This window comes from Sphingomonas sp. BE123, from assembly GCF_031456015.1.
Taxonomy (GTDB): Bacteria; Pseudomonadota; Alphaproteobacteria; order Sphingomonadales; family Sphingomonadaceae; genus Sphingomonas.
Genome location: NZ_JAVDTW010000001.1, coordinates 190,949 through 204,816, shown reverse-complemented (window position 1 = coordinate 204,816; position 13,868 = coordinate 190,949). Strand labels below are relative to the sequence as shown.

Genomic DNA, 13,868 nt, shown 5'->3' with positions numbered 1-13,868 from the left:
GAAGGTGAGGCTTTGCTGACGTTCCCTACAACGTCACCAGATCATTCAGATTGATGATCGGCAGCAGGATCGCCAGCACCATCATCAGCACCATTCCGCCCATCAGCAGCAGCACCATCGGCTCGACCAAAGCGACCAGCGCGCTCGTCACCGCGTCGAGTTCGCGGTCCAGTTCATCGGCGGCGCGCGACAGCGCCGGACCCAGCTTACCCGACGCCTCGCCCGAGGCGACGATCGCGGTCAGCATCAGCGGGAACACCCCCGCCTCGGCCATCGCGGCGCGCAGGCTGATGCCTTCGCGCACCCGCGCCGCGACGTGCATCGCCCGCGCGCGCACCCACAGGTTCGGCGTCACCGCCGCCGCCGCATGCAGCGCATCGACCAGCGGCACCGCGCTCTCGACCAGCGTCGCCAGGCTCCCGGCAAAGCGCGCGGCATTGTGCTGACGGGAAAAGCGCTTGAACGGCCAGCGCTCGGTAAAGCCGCGATGGACCTTGAGCTTGTTGGCCGGGATCGCCGCCCAGCGGTTGAACGCGAGATACGCCAGCAGCCCAGCGATCAGCAGATACAGCCCCCAGGCCTGCAGGAACCCCGACACCGCGATCAGGATGCGGGTCAGCAAAGGCAAATCCGTCCCGCGCGACACGAACACATTGACGATGTCCGGGATCACATAGACCAGCAGCAGTACGATGACACCCAGCGAAACCGTCGCCAGCAACCCCGGATAGAGCAGCGCGAGCTGCAATTTCTGCGCATTCGCCTGCCGGTTCTCGACGAAATGCGCGAGGTGGCCGAGCACATCGGTGAGTTTCCCCGACGCCTCCCCCGCCGCAACCGACGCGCGATAAAACTCAGGAAACGTCTTCGGATGCGTCGCCAGCGCACTCGCAAAGCTGCGCCCATCGAGGATCGCGCCGCGCACCTCCATCAAAATGCCCGACACGCGCTGCGTCTCCGACTGGTTCGCCGCCAGCCGCAACGCTTCCTCCACCGGAATGTCCGATCCGACCAGCGTCGAAATCTGCCGCGTCGCCGTCGCCAGTTCGCGCGCGCTCATGCCCGATCGACCCAGCTTGGGCAGCTGGATGCTCCCGAGCGACCGCCGCTCTCCCGCCGGTTCGACCGCTAGCGGAAGCAACCCCTGCTCGCGCAACATCGCCCGCGCGGCAGCGGGGCTTGAGGCTTCGACCACGCCCTTTTTCTGCGCGCCCGAACGGTCGGCAGCGCGGTAGGTGAAGGCCGCCACTAGCCCTCGTCCCTCACCACGCGCGCGACTTCCTCGACAGTCGTGACGCCAGCGCGCACCTTGTCCACGCCATCGTCGAGCAGCGACGGGTTCTCGCGCCGTGCATGCGCCTCGATCTCCGCCTCGGATGCGCCGTCATGGATCATCGCCTGAAATGCATCGTCGATCGCGACGACCTCGTACAGGCCGGCCCGCCCGCGATAACCGTCGCCGTGGCACGCCTCGCACCCGACCGCGCGCCACACCGTGTCGCCAGCCTTCAGCGCGGCGCCAAGCAACGCCATATCGGCATCGCTCGCAACATCCTGCCGCCGACAGCTCGGGCACAGCCGCCGCACCAGCCGCTGCGCCGCCACCCCGACCAGCATCGGCGCGAGCAGGTAGCGTTCGACCCCCATGTCGAGCAGCCGCGTGACCGATCCGACCGCGCTGTTGGTGTGCAGCGTCGACAGCACGAAATGCCCGGTCATCGCCGATCGCACCGCGACCTCCGCCGTCTCCTGATCGCGGATTTCGCCGACCATGATGACATCGGGATCCTGCCGCAGGATCGCGCGCAGCCCGCGGGCAAACGTCATGCCGGTGCGCGCATTTACCTGGGTCTGCGCGACCCCGGCAAGTTCATATTCGATGGGATCTTCCACCGTCATGATGTTGCGTTTGCGGTCGTTCAACCGGTGCAGCGCGGCATAGAGGCTGGTCGTCTTGCCCGATCCGGTCGGCCCGGTGACGAGCAGCATCCCGTGCGGCCGTTCGAGCAGCCGCGCGAACACCGCCCGGTCGCGCGCACTCATGCCCAACGCTTCCATGTCGAGCTTGAGCGAGCCCTTCTCCAGCAGGCGCATCACCACCCGCTCGCCATGCTGGGTCGGGATGGTCGAGACTCGCGCGTCGACGTCATGCCCGCCGATGCGCAGCGTCACGCGCCCATCCTGCGGCACGCGCTTTTCGGCAATGTCGAGCTTTGCCATAACCTTGATGCGGCTCACCAGCAGCGGCGCGAGCTCGCGGCGGGGCTCCAATTTGTCGCGCAGCACGCCGTCGACGCGAAAGCGCACGACGACGCGCTTTTCCTGCGTCTCGACATGCACGTCCGACGCGCCTTCCTTCACCGCTTCGAGCAGCAGCGCATTGATCAGGCGGATGACCGGCGAATCGTCGCGGGAGTCGAGCAGATCGTCGATCGCCGCCGCGCTGTCGGCCAGTGCGGCCAGGTCCATTCCGCCCAGATCCAGCTCGGCCGCCGCGCCCGCACTTCCCGAATAGCTTGCCGCCAGTGCCTGATCGAACTCGGCATCGGGCACCGCGACGAATGCGGCCCCCGGCGCGATCCGCTGCACTTCGAGCAGCGCATCGAGCGCCGCGTCGGACCGGTGCAGGCACTCGACGCCCTCAGCCCCCACCCGCAGCACCACGCCATGGTTGCGCGCATAGCTATAGGGCAGGCTCGGCAAGTCCATCGTCACGGCATTCACTGGCCGAACTCCACATTCGCGCTGACCCGGCCCGGCGCGCTGCCCTTGGTCAGTTCGACCCGGCGCGCGCGCAGCACGGTGGTGCGCTCGACCGCAGCGATCCAGCCGACCACCGCTTCATAGCTGGCCTCTGCCACCTGCCCGGTCGCACCCGCCCCGCCCGGGGCCAGCGTCACGGTCAGCCCCGCCGCGCTCGCCGCCGCCTGCGCCGCCTCGATCGGCGCCCCGTCGGCCGGCTTCGGCTGCGTGCCCGGCGCAACCAGGGTTCCCGCCGCGCGCACCCGCGCCGCCAGCGTCTCATGGCTGCGGATATCGGCGATGGCATCGGCCCGCGCGCCCTGCAGCGGTTTCACGATCCCGAACACCAGCACCACGCCCGCCAGCAGGACACCGAGCGTTCCGACCAGCACCCGCTCGCGCGGCGCCAGACCATTCCACCAGCTGGACAGCCGGAGCATCGCCGCGTCGATGGTCGGGGAACGTTCGATCTTCATGCCGTCACCGTCACGCGAATGGCTCCATCCGCCCCTGCCCCGACCTGCGCCGCGACCGCCGCTGCACGGAACGCCGCGCGGATGCGCTCAGGTAGATCCGGCGGGCCGGGCTCGATATCGAGCACCAGCGTGTTCCCTTCAAACCGCATCGCCCGCGCCGTCACTGCGCTCGACAGCGGCGCCAGCGCGCGCGCCGAAGCCGTTACCAGCGGAACGAACCGCCCCGGCGGCGGCCCCGCGACCGGCAGCATGCCGACCACCGCAGCCTCAAGATCGCCAGCGAGATTGGCCCCGGGCGCCGCCTGCGCCACTGCCGCGCGCACATCGTCGGCGCGCCGTTCGGCAATCACGCGCAGCATCACGACATCGGCGGCGGCTATCACGACATGCGCGGTGATCCCGGCTGCCGCAATCCACGCCAGTCGCTTTTTCCAGCTGCTCCCGCGCAGCGCACGCCGGGCATAGGCGCCTTGGCGCAGGTCGATGGCCGGGTTCGCCAGACCGTCGCGCTCGCCCGCCCAGGGCGATTGCGGCAACGCACCGACCGGCGCCGCGCCGCAATTCCAGATGCGCGGCGATCCCGCGCGCTCCCAAGCCGCACCGATCAGCGCACTCGCGACGGCAAAGCCGGTGCCGTCGCCGCTGCGGACGAGCACTCGGCCGTCCTCGACTGCGGCACACCATGCGCCCGCTTCCGGCTCAGGCAGCGCCAGTGCGTCGGGCACCATTGCGGCGTGGCCCAATCCGGCCAGCTCCGCCGCCTCGACCCATGCTGTCATCTGCGCATGGCGCACGACCGCGACCAGATAGGTCTGCGGCGCCACCTCCGCGCCCAGCACGATGTGCACGGCCTCGATCGGGTCGGCGATCCGGTCCTCGATCGCAAAGGGCAGCGCCTCGATCCGCTTTGCCCGGCTCGCCAACGGCAGCGCGACGCGCAGCAGCAACACCGATTCGCTCGGCACGAGGACGGTTGCAGGGCCATCAGGCTCGGCTATGATCGCGCGACCGTCCGCCAGCGTCCATACGCCGGTGGCGCGGGATTCCGCGGCGCTCGAAATGGCTTGGCCGGTCATGCTGTGGGGTGCTCCGGCTGTAACATGGCTTTCACGATGGGGACGCATGGGGCCGCGATGCGCATAGTTTTGAAACAGTTCGATGACACCGTGGCAGTCTGTTCCGATAAGGGCAAGCGTCGCGCAGTGCCACAAAGTGAGGCTGGCCTCACGCTTCTTGAGATGATCGTCGTCCTCGTCATCATCGCGATCGTCGCGGGATTGGTGACGATGAACGTGGTCGGCCGCCCCGATCAGGCCCGCGTGACCACGACCAGGACCAACCTCGTCACCCTGTCGAGCGCGCTCACCACCTATCGCCTCGACAATGGCCAATATCCGACCACGGAGCAGGGGCTTAAGGCGCTGGTCGAAAAGCCGACCACGCCGCCGCTCCCCACCGCATGGCCCGATGGCGGCTATGTGAAGACCGATCCGGTCGATGCCTGGGGCAATCCTTACAGCTACACCTCGACCGGCAGCAGCTTCGAGCTCAAGTCGCTAGGTCGCGACGGCAAGCCCGGCGGCAGCGACCTCGACGCCGATCTCGATTCGCGCGACGCGGCCCAGACGCCCGCCAAGGGCGGATAAGCTTCATGCGGGGGGCAACCATCCGCAGCGGTGAGCGTGGCATGACGCTCATCGAAATGCTGATCGTGCTCGTCATCATCGGCGTCGCGGCGGGCGGGGTCGCGCTTGGCATCGGCTCGGCCACCCGCGCCCCCTCGGTCGAGACCGAAGCACGCCGCCTCGCCTTGCGCCTGCAAGCCGCCGCCGACGATGCGATGATCGGCGACCGCATCATCGCCTTCACCGTAGAAAAGGACGGATACGGTTTCGCCGCGGTCGCCCGGGACGGGTCGATGGCGCCGCTGTCCGATGGCCTCGCCTTCCACCGCCTTCCCGGCGGCATCGCGGTCGAACTCGATGTGAAGCCCCCGGTGATGATGGGCGTCGATGGGTCGGGCAAGCCACTCAACGCCACGATCAGCAATGGCGAGCAGGTCTGGGTCGTCCGCTATGACGGCATGACCGCCACCGCCAGCCGGGCCGAAGCATCGTGAAGCACGACGACGGCTTTTCGCTGATCGAGGCGCTGGTCGCACTGGCGGTGCTCGCCATCGCCACCGTCGGCCTGGTGCGCGCGGTCGAAAGCCATGTCGACTCAACTCGCGGCCTCGAACGTCGCGCCGCCGCAATGTGGGTGGCGGAAAACCGCCTCGCCGAACTCCAGCTCGCCGACCCCGCCGCGGCGCAGAACCAGGTCGAACTGCTCGGCCAGCAATGGGAGGTCGATGTCGCCCGCACCCGCACCGAAGACCCCGCGATCGACAAGGTCCGCATCCAGGTGACTCCGGCGGGCGAGCGCTCGCCGCTTGCATCGCTCGACGGGTTCGTGGAGGGCACACGGACATGATCCGCTTCCCCGAACTTTCGCCGCGTCAGGCGCGCACGACGCTCGATCTCGTCACCGGCGCGGTGATCGTCTCGGTCGCCGTCGCGCTTGCCGGCCTGACCTGGCGGATCGCCGGGCACGCCAGCACCGGAGCGGTGACGATCCCCTCGGGCGCGCGCCCCGTCGCGGTCGCCACCGACATCACCCCCGCGCTCGCCTTCGCGCCCTTCGGCAAGGGCAGCGTGACCGACGCCAGCCAGCCGACCGCGCTCCCGCTCAAGCTCAAGGGCGTGTTCGCCGCCGTTCCCGCCGCGCTCTCGGTCGCCTATATCGAGGTCGGCGGCGAACCCGCAAAGCCGTTCCGCGTCGGCGAGGCCCCCGGCGGCGGCACGATCGAGGGCATCCTGCGCGACCGCGTACTCCTGCGCGTCGCCGGCCGGATCGAGTATCTCGCTTTTCCCGATCCATCGCTGACCACGGCACAGCAACAGGCAGCCGCCACACCGGCGCCTCCCGCGCAAACGCAAGCTGCCGCGAAGTCGGCAGCGCGTTCGCCGCATTCGGTGGCCCTGTCATCCGCATTGGTATCGGGCCTCTCGCCCGTCCCCGGTGGCGTCCAGATCGGTCCGGGCGCGCCCCCGGGCCTTCAGCAGGGCGATGTCATCACCTCGGTCAACGGCCGCGCGATCAGCACCCAGGCGCAAGCCGCCACCGCGCTCGCCACCGCCCAGTCGCAAGGCTCCGTCCAAGTCCAGATCACCCGCGATGGAAAGCCCGTGACGCTGACCATCCCGACTCGCTAGGTAATCCACCGTGCCGCAAATGATCCGCAAGACCGCCGCCAAAGTCTCCTTGGCCCTCGCGCTCGCCGCCATGACCGCCCAGCCGGTACTGGCTGCGCAGGCCGACAGCGCCGATATCGTCGTCAACATGCGCGGGGTGGAGATCGCGGACGTCGCCGACCAGATTTCGCGCCTCACCGGCCGCACGCTGATCCTCGACCCCGCGGTCAAGGGCAGCGTCACCGTCACCTCCGCCACGCCGCTGACCTCGGCGGGGGTGTGGGAACTGTTCCTGTCGGTTCTGCGCGCCAACGGCTTTGCCGCGGTCCGCTCGGGCCGCGCGTGGCGCATCGTGCCTGCCGGCAACGCGGTGCGCGACGGCGGCGTGTCGTCGCGCTCGGCATCGGGGCAGGAACTCGTGACGCGGATGATCCGCCTGTCCAACGTGCCGAGTGCCGAGGCAGCCCGCGTCGTCCGCCCGCTGGTCGCCAGTTTCGGCAGCGTCGAACCGCTGGCCCAGCCCAACGCCGTGGTCGTTACCGACTATGCCGACAATGTCCGTCGCGTTGAGGCAATCCTGCGCTCGCTCGACGGCACCGGCAGCGGCATGACCTTTGCCACCATCACGCTGCGCAACGGCAGCGCGCCGGAAGTGGCGCAGGCGCTCCAGACCGTGCTCGGCGACGCTGCATCGGGCGGCGCACGCGTCGCGGCGGATGCGCGCAGCAACACGATCATCGTGCGCGGCTCGCCCGCCGCCGTCGCCGACGCCCGCCGCATGTCCGCCTCGCTCGACGCGCCCGGCGGCGCCACGCCGATGACCCGCGTGTTCCGCCTCAACTATGCCGACGCCGAATCGGTGACCGAGGTGTTGCGCGGCGTGCTGGGTCAGGAAGCGACCACCACCAACCCGGTCGCACGTAGCCTGTCGGGATCCGGCAGTGCAGCGCGCAGCCCGAGCGGTGTGCTCGGCGGGCTGATCGCCTCGGGCGGGACCAGCCCGGCACAGACCGCCGCCGCTGCTGCCGCCGCCGGAACTGCCCAGCAGGCCCAGCTTGGCCAGCAGCAGACCGCGACGCCCCAGGGGTTTTCGACCCCGGATCTGACCGTTCAGCCATCACCCGACATCAACGCCGTTGTCGCGCGGGGCACGCCCAGCGCGATTGCCGCGCTTGAGCCGCTGATCGCCGAACTCGACGTGCGCCGTCCGCAGGTCGTGATCGAAGCCGCCATCGCTGAAATCACTGGCGAGGAAGCCGAAGCGCTGGCGGTCCAGCTTGGCACCAGCGGCGCGGTGCTCGACAGCGTCGAGGGCGCCGGCACCTCGTTCGGCACCGCCGGACCGTCGCTTGGTGCCATCCTCACCGCATTGGGCGTGCCTGCCGGCTCGATCCTTGGTCAGGGTTTCACCGGCAATGTCGCGATCGGCAACGAATTCTCGATCCTCGTCCAGGCGCTCGGCACGTCGTCCAAGTCCAACCTGCTCTCGACGCCCCAGATCACCACGCTCGACAACAAGGTCGGCGAGTTCGTGGTCGCCCAGGAAGTACCGTTCGTCACCGGATCGATCCTCACAGACTCGAGCGATGTCCGCCCCTACACCTCGATCGAGCGCAAGGATGTCGGCATCACGCTGAAGGTATTGCCGCGCATCAACGCGGGCGACACGATCCGGCTTGAGGTGGTGCAGGAAGCATCGTCGATCGCGGCAACGCAGTTGAGCCAGGCGACCGACCTCATCACCAATCGCCGCGCGATCACCACCACCGTGCTGGCGGACAATGGCCAGACGATCGTGCTCGGCGGCCTGACGTCCGACGACTATGGGCAGGTCAAGAGCCAGGTGCCGATCCTTGGCGACATTCCGATCGTCGGCGAATTGTTCAAGAGCCGCCGCGAGACCCGCCAAAAGCGCACCCTGTTCATCTTCCTCAAGCCGACCATCCTGCGCGACAGCGCCGATGCGAGCGCGGTCGCGAAGGCGAAATATGCGCGGCTGCGCGCCGAGGAACTCGACCTCAATTCGCCGAGCAACCTGTTGCTGAAGCCGCTGCAACCGCGCCTCACGCTGGAAATCGACGGGATCTACTGATCGGGTCGGCAACTGTTTCCGTTTGAAGAAGCGGCTGCGTCGAATAGGATGAAGGCGCCGCGCCGTGCGGCGTGTGCGGTTGAAAGGGTTCAAATGCGTCTGCTCGTTCCAGCTCTGGTCGCCGCGCTGGTACCGGCAAGCACGTCCGCCCAGACCGCGCATGATGTCGCGCAGGCCGAGATCAAGTCGCTGCTCGAACGCGTCCGCGCGCCGATGTACACCGGGTCCGGCGCAACATTGCCCGGCAAGACCGCAACCTATTCGGTATCCGGAACGCGCTGCAGCACGCGTCTTGAGGTAAGCTACCCCTCGCATCAGATCGACGCGACAGCGCATCCGGCGCGGACCGAAGCAACCGACTTTGCGTGGAACCGCGTGCAATCGACCCGCCTGTCCAATGGCGACCAATATGTCGTGGTGATGGCGCCGAACCTCCCGGCACGCGGTCGTTTCCTCTATGCCGGCAGTGCGGCTGCGACCCTGAAAGCTGCGATTGACCGGCTGGTGCGCCTGTGTGGCGGCACGACGCAGGCGGTCGCCATCGCTCCGCCCGCGCCCCCGCCGCCCGCGCCGGTTCAGCCCGCGATCCGGATCGAAGCGGTGCCCGGCAAGGGCTATGCGGCGACCGTCGCCACCTTCCCCGTCGCGCAGCTCTCATCCGTCAGTGACCGGATCGCCGCGCTCGCGAAGCAGCGTTGCGGCCGCCTCTCGGCGCGCATGGGCCGCTACAAATATTTCACCAGCACCGATGCGCAGGGCCGCGCGGCGCTGACCCAATATCGCCAGAGCTTTTCCTGCTACGACCCGGCAACCGATCCCTATGAGCGCGCCCCCGCCGACTGGAAGCCGAGCGCGCAGGATCAGGCCGACCTGACTGCGTTCGCCGATCGCTACATGGGCCTGCTCGACCGCAGCGACTATGTCGCGGGCATGCCGATGATGGAGCCCATCCTCGAGATCGAGAAGGATGAATGGCTCAGCGTCCCGAACATGCTGACCCAGCATGCCGGCAGGCCGGGACGCTGGAGCCTGCAGACGCTGGGCTGGGTCAACAACCCGGAGGGCGCTTCGCATCCCGGACGCTATGCCTTCGTCAAGGTCACGGCGACCTATCCGAAGATTGCGGCCTATTGCGGTACGCTGGTCATCTACCGCCAGCGCCCGGGTTCGTATCTGATCACGCAGCAGAATTTGAGCGTGATTCCGGAGAGCTGGATCACCAGCGGACGCACCACCCGGGCAGAGGCGCTCAAGACCTGCGCCCAGTAATCACTCGGCGGGCGCCGGGCTGTCCTGCATCGCCACGCGCACCCGCTCGCGCCCGCGGGTGAACAGCGCCGCATCGATGGCCAGGCTTTCCAGCCGCCAGCCATCTACGCTCTCGCCGATTGCCAGCGTGCGGGAGGATCCATCCTGCAACCGCACCAGCGCCACCGCATCGCGGTTGATCCGGCCTGCAATCCCGGTCAGCTCCGGCGCGTCGGCTGGCGCTGCGTCCGCCTCGGCCACAGCGAACAGCGGCCGGTCATAGACGCGCGACACGGCGGGCAGCGCCGCCGGCTGGACCGGGCTTGGCCCGGCGCGCGGCGCGGGCGGGCGCGGACTGGCCGGCAGCAAGGCCACGACCGGCACCACCGCTGCCAGCGCGGCCCCTGCGGCAAGGATGACCCAGCGTTGCGGCATCACTGCCATGCCGCCACCAGCTCGCCTTCGACCCGCACCCCGCCATTGGCGAGCGCGCTGATCTTCCAGCTGCAGAAGCGGGTCAGCGGCGCATTGCGCTCGATCCGGTCGACCAATGCCACCACCGCTTTCTCCGGGCCGGAAAGGCGTAGTGCCACCGCTGCCACGCCCGCCCCGGACGGCGCCGGATCGAGCCGCTCGACCAGCACGCCGCCCGCTGCGGCGGCGCTGCGTATCTGCCGCGCCATCAGCACGCGCGCCTGCGCGGCGTCCTGCGCGGCCACGGCCAGCCCCGGGGCGACGATCGGTACCGGTGCGCGCGGCGGCGCCGCGAGGTCGGCGGCAAGCGCCGCATGGGTCTGCCGCGCGCGCTGCAGCGCTTCCACCGCGCGCGCGGCGGGAAGGGCAGTCAGCGCGAGCACCACGCCCCCGGCGGCCACTCCAAGCGCGATCGTCGCGCGGTTCATGGCACCGACGTCATCGTCACGACGACACGCGCGTCGGGTCCGCGGCGCTGCGCCGTGTTGCGCAGCCGCGCCAGCTGGGGGTCGTCGCGTAACGCTGCGCGCAGCAGATCCGGGTCGCTCGCCGCGATCTCCACCGACAGCCGCCCGTCGGCGCCGCGAGCAACCATGATCAGCCGCGCATCCATCGGAAGCACCCGTGCGATGCGCTCGAGCGTCACGACCAGCGCCGGTTTCGTTGCCGCCGCGTGCAGCGTGGCCCGTGCTGCGGCCCGCTGGGCCATCGGTGCATCGCGCGCCGCCACGCGGGCGGACAGGTCGCGGCTCTCGCGGTCGACCGCGCGGGTGAGCAGCATCGCCCCGCCAAGCGTCGCGAGCGGGGCGAGCGCGACGATCGCGGCGATCAGCAGCGCATCGCGCAGGTTCACCGCGCCGCGCAGGCTCGGGCGAATGTCGCGCGGCCGCTCGACACCGCGCCGGGCAGCCCGGCCAAGCCGGTCGATCAGGCTGTCACGCACACCGCTCATCGCGCGCGCCTTAGCGGGAGGATCCGGCGATTCCCAGCCGTCATCAAACTGCCGCACCGCCGCAACCGCTTTGTCAGCAAAGTTGCGCGACGCCGTAAGATGTCGCGCCCACAAGCCGCACCGGGCCGGGCCGATTGCGGCGCCGGAAGTCAGGGGACTGGGACATGAACGATCTTGCAGCGCACGGCTTTGCCTATACCGATGGCGACGTCGACACCAACACCACCGCCAATCCGACCCTCAACGGCATGATCGAGCAGCGTTATTCGCGCCGCGCGGCGCTGCGCTCTGGCGCGGCAGCGGCATCGGCCGCAGTATTCGGCGGCACGGTGCTCGCCGGCTGCGACAGCTCGGCGTCGAGCTCCGATCCCTTCCCCAACATCGTTTCGGTCGGGTCGAGCGGCAACAGCAAGTCGGGCCGAGTCGTCACGCTCAACGCTGCTGCGACCGACAATGGCGCGATCACCTCGGCCTGGGTCCAGACCGCCGGCCCGACCGTGACGCTGATCAACCCGACCTCGACCGCGCCGTCGTTCGTCGCGCCGTCGGTTGACGAGCGCAAGACGCTGCGGTTCGAATATCGCGCGACCGACACCGCGGGGCAGGTTGCGGTGCAGAGCGTCGAGGTTGTCGTCGACGTGGCCGAGCTCGGCTTCGCCTCGATCGCCAAGAACCGCAACGACGTCGTCACCGTGCCCGCCGGCTATTCGGTTTCGGTCCTCACCCGTCTGGGCGACCCGATCGCCGCTGGCGTTCCCGCCTACAAGAATGACGGCACCGACACCGATTTCGCCAACCGCGTCGGCGACCATGGCGATGCGCTCTACTGGTACGGCCTGTCGGCCACCGGTACGCGCGACGACAACAGCTCGGTCCGCGGCCTGATCGTCCAGAACCACGAAAATCTGAACGTCCAGTATCTCCACCCCGCCGGTCCGACCGCGCCGGGCGGCGCGCGTCCGGAGGGCGAGGCGCTCAAGGAAATCGAAGCGCATGGCGTTTCGGTGGTCGAAGTGGTCGAGGGCGCCGGCCGCGCCTGGACCTATGTCCAGAACTCGGCATTCAACCGCCGCGTGACTCCGAACACCCCGGTCGTGTTCAACGGCCCGGTGCGCGGCTCGGCGCTGCTGCACACGCCCTATTCCACCGATGGCACGGCGGGCCGCGGCACGCTCAACAACTGCGCCAACGGTCACACGCTGTGGGGCACGAACCTGACCTGCGAGGAAAACTGGGCAGGCTATTTCCGCCGCAGCGGCGACGATGCCCAGCGCACCGCGCGCGAAATCACGGCGCTGCGCCGCTATGGCGTGTCGAGCAGCAGCGGTGGCTATGGCTGGGGCAGCGTCACGGCTTCCGACCCCGCCAACACGTTGTTCCGTCGCTGGGACGCGCGCGCCACTGCGGGCGGTTCGGCGACGACCGACTGGCGCAACGAACCGAACCAGTTCGGCTGGGTGGTCGAGATCGACCCGTATGACAAGAGCAAGGCACCGCGCAAGCGCACCGCGCTCGGCCGCATGGGCCATGAAGGCGCCTGGTTCGGCAACGCCGTGCCCGGCAAGAAGCTTGCCGTTTATCTGGGTGACGATGCCCGCGGCGAATATTTCTACAAGTTCGTGTCGAACGCGACCTGGACTGCGGCCGATGCACAGGCGAGCGACCGCCTTGCCATGGGCGACAAATATCTCGACGCCGGCACGCTCTATGTCGCCCGCTTCAACGCCGATGGCTCGGGTCGCTGGATCCCGCTGGTGTTCGGCCAGGTACCGAACCGCCCGGCGGTCGGCGCGGACCCCGAATATGTTTTCGCCGACCAGGCCGACATCCTGACCCACGCCCGCCTCGCCGCGGACGCGGTCGGCGCGACGCGCATGGATCGTCCGGAATGGACCGCGACCAACCCGGTGACGGGTGAGATCTATCTCACCCTGACCAACAACAGTGCCTCGGTGCGTCCGATCACCGGCACCGATGCGGCGAACCCGCGTCACTATAACGACGTCAAGGGGTCGTCGAACCAATATGGCAACCCCAATGGCCACATCCTGCGCCTGCGCGAAGCGAATGCCGATCCGGCGTCGATGGTGTTCGCCTGGGACATCTATCTGTTCGGCGCGGACTCGGCCGACTCGAACAGCGACGTCAACATTTCGGGCCTGACCGCAGCGAACGACTTTTCGAGCCCCGACGGCCTGTGGTTCTCGCGGCCGACCAATGCCGGCGGCCAGGTCAAGCCGCTGCTGTGGATCCAGACCGATGACGGCGCCTTTACCGACCGCACCAACAACCAGATGCTGGTCGCCATGCCCGGCACGGTGTGGGACGGCACCACCGTGACGATCACCAATCGCGGCAGCGGCGGTACGACTGCGACCCAGGCGACCCGGCGCGGTGCGCTGGCGACCGACGCCACGCTGCGGCGCTTCCTGGTCGGTCCGGTCGGGTGCGAAATCACCGGCGTCGACACCACGCCGGACGGCCGCACTTTGTTCGTCGGCATCCAGCATCCGGGCGAAGACGGCACGCCGACCGCTCCGGACAGCAGCTGGCCGGCGACCCAGGCCACCGGTTCGGCTCCGGCCGGAACGCGCCCGCGTTCGGCGGTCGTCGTGATCACCAAGAATGACGGTGGCGTGATCGGGCTCTGA

At 69.0% G+C, this 13,868-nt stretch carries 14 protein-coding genes; 7 read left to right on the top strand and 7 right to left on the bottom strand.

Annotated elements, in window-relative coordinates:
• Window positions 1–25 precede the first annotated feature (25 nt).
• The 4 genes from J2Y54_RS00830 to gspL are packed head-to-tail and all read right to left on the bottom strand — an operon-like array spanning window position 26 to window position 4,294.
• The gene (locus J2Y54_RS00830) at window positions 26–1,249 is read right to left on the bottom strand and encodes a type II secretion system F family protein (protein WP_310036161.1); all 1,224 of its coding nucleotides are present in this window, start codon (window positions 1,247–1,249) and stop codon (window positions 26–28) included.
• Window positions 1,249–2,715, bottom strand: a complete 1,467-nt coding sequence (gene gspE / locus J2Y54_RS00825; protein ID WP_405052890.1) for a type II secretion system ATPase GspE — start codon at window positions 2,713–2,715, stop codon at window positions 1,249–1,251. The genes J2Y54_RS00830 and gspE overlap by 1 nt, the downstream gene beginning before the upstream one ends.
• 5 nt (window positions 2,716–2,720) lie before the next feature.
• Window positions 2,721–3,218, bottom strand: coding sequence for a type II secretion system protein GspM (gene gspM, locus J2Y54_RS00820; protein WP_310036157.1), 498 nt, complete (start codon window positions 3,216–3,218; stop codon window positions 2,721–2,723).
• A complete protein-coding gene (gene gspL / locus J2Y54_RS00815) occupies window positions 3,215–4,294 on the bottom strand; it encodes a type II secretion system protein GspL (RefSeq protein WP_310036155.1) in 1,080 nt (359 codons plus the stop codon). The genes gspM and gspL overlap by 4 nt, the downstream gene beginning before the upstream one ends.
• Window positions 4,295–4,318: 24 nt before the next feature.
• Between gspL and gspG the strand changes: the two genes are divergently transcribed.
• The 6 genes from gspG (at window position 4,319) to J2Y54_RS00785 (ending at window position 9,812) form a co-directional block, all read left to right on the top strand.
• On the top strand, window positions 4,319–4,864 hold the full coding sequence (gspG, locus tag J2Y54_RS00810; protein ID WP_310036154.1) for a type II secretion system major pseudopilin GspG: 546 nt from the start codon (window positions 4,319–4,321) through the stop codon (window positions 4,862–4,864).
• Window positions 4,865–4,869: 5 nt separating this feature from the next.
• Window positions 4,870–5,337: a prepilin-type N-terminal cleavage/methylation domain-containing protein gene (locus tag J2Y54_RS00805; protein WP_405052856.1), complete on the top strand. Its 468-nt coding sequence runs from the start codon at window positions 4,870–4,872 to the stop codon at window positions 5,335–5,337.
• Entirely contained in the window at window positions 5,334–5,690 is a 357-nt protein-coding gene (gspI, locus tag J2Y54_RS00800; protein WP_310036150.1) for a type II secretion system minor pseudopilin GspI, read from the top strand. Before J2Y54_RS00805 ends, gspI begins: the two co-directional genes overlap by 4 nt.
• On the top strand, window positions 5,687–6,472 hold the full coding sequence (locus J2Y54_RS00795) for a type II secretion system protein N (RefSeq protein ID WP_310036148.1): 786 nt from the start codon (window positions 5,687–5,689) through the stop codon (window positions 6,470–6,472). The genes gspI and J2Y54_RS00795 overlap by 4 nt, the downstream gene beginning before the upstream one ends.
• Before the next feature lie 19 nt (window positions 6,473–6,491).
• Complete coding sequence (gene gspD / locus J2Y54_RS00790; protein WP_310036147.1) at window positions 6,492–8,543, top strand: type II secretion system secretin GspD; 2,052 nt, start codon at window positions 6,492–6,494, stop codon at window positions 8,541–8,543.
• Window positions 8,544–8,636: 93 nt separating this feature from the next.
• Window positions 8,637–9,812 (top strand): hypothetical protein, encoded by a 1,176-nt coding sequence (locus J2Y54_RS00785; protein WP_310036146.1) that lies wholly within the window; start codon window positions 8,637–8,639, stop codon window positions 9,810–9,812.
• Here J2Y54_RS00785 and J2Y54_RS00780 read toward each other — a convergent pair whose 3' ends face one another.
• The 3 genes from J2Y54_RS00780 to J2Y54_RS00770 are packed head-to-tail and all read right to left on the bottom strand — an operon-like array spanning window position 9,813 to window position 11,217.
• A complete protein-coding gene (locus J2Y54_RS00780; protein WP_310036145.1) occupies window positions 9,813–10,235 on the bottom strand; it encodes a hypothetical protein in 423 nt (140 codons plus the stop codon). It lies immediately after the preceding gene.
• Complete coding sequence (locus tag J2Y54_RS00775; RefSeq protein WP_310036143.1) at window positions 10,226–10,693, bottom strand: hypothetical protein; 468 nt, start codon at window positions 10,691–10,693, stop codon at window positions 10,226–10,228. Before J2Y54_RS00775 ends, J2Y54_RS00780 begins: the two co-directional genes overlap by 10 nt.
• A complete protein-coding gene (locus J2Y54_RS00770; protein ID WP_310036141.1) occupies window positions 10,690–11,217 on the bottom strand; it encodes a hypothetical protein in 528 nt (175 codons plus the stop codon). The genes J2Y54_RS00775 and J2Y54_RS00770 overlap by 4 nt, the downstream gene beginning before the upstream one ends.
• 164 nt (window positions 11,218–11,381) lie before the next feature.
• Here J2Y54_RS00770 and J2Y54_RS00765 point away from each other — a divergent pair, with 164 nt between their 5' ends.
• Window positions 11,382–13,868, top strand: a complete 2,487-nt coding sequence (locus J2Y54_RS00765) for an alkaline phosphatase PhoX (protein WP_310036139.1) — start codon at window positions 11,382–11,384, stop codon at window positions 13,866–13,868.

Coding starts and splice junctions, on each gene's coding strand:
- J2Y54_RS00770 (WP_310036141.1), bottom strand. CDS start 11,217: ATGAGCGGTGTGCGTGACAGCCTGATCGACCGGCTTGGCCGGGCTGCC.
- J2Y54_RS00765 (WP_310036139.1), top strand. CDS start 11,382: ATGAACGATCTTGCAGCGCACGGCTTTGCCTATACCGATGGCGACGTC.
- gspG (WP_310036154.1), top strand. CDS start 4,319: ATGGCTTTCACGATGGGGACGCATGGGGCCGCGATGCGCATAGTTTTG.
- J2Y54_RS00795 (WP_310036148.1), top strand. CDS start 5,687: ATGATCCGCTTCCCCGAACTTTCGCCGCGTCAGGCGCGCACGACGCTC.
- J2Y54_RS00780 (WP_310036145.1), bottom strand. CDS start 10,235: ATGGCAGTGATGCCGCAACGCTGGGTCATCCTTGCCGCAGGGGCCGCG.
- gspL (WP_310036155.1), bottom strand. CDS start 4,294: ATGACCGGCCAAGCCATTTCGAGCGCCGCGGAATCCCGCGCCACCGGC.
- J2Y54_RS00785 (WP_310036146.1), top strand. CDS start 8,637: ATGCGTCTGCTCGTTCCAGCTCTGGTCGCCGCGCTGGTACCGGCAAGC.
- gspD (WP_310036147.1), top strand. CDS start 6,492: ATGATCCGCAAGACCGCCGCCAAAGTCTCCTTGGCCCTCGCGCTCGCC.
- J2Y54_RS00805 (WP_405052856.1), top strand. CDS start 4,870: ATGCGGGGGGCAACCATCCGCAGCGGTGAGCGTGGCATGACGCTCATC.
- gspM (WP_310036157.1), bottom strand. CDS start 3,218: ATGAAGATCGAACGTTCCCCGACCATCGACGCGGCGATGCTCCGGCTG.
- J2Y54_RS00775 (WP_310036143.1), bottom strand. CDS start 10,693: ATGAACCGCGCGACGATCGCGCTTGGAGTGGCCGCCGGGGGCGTGGTG.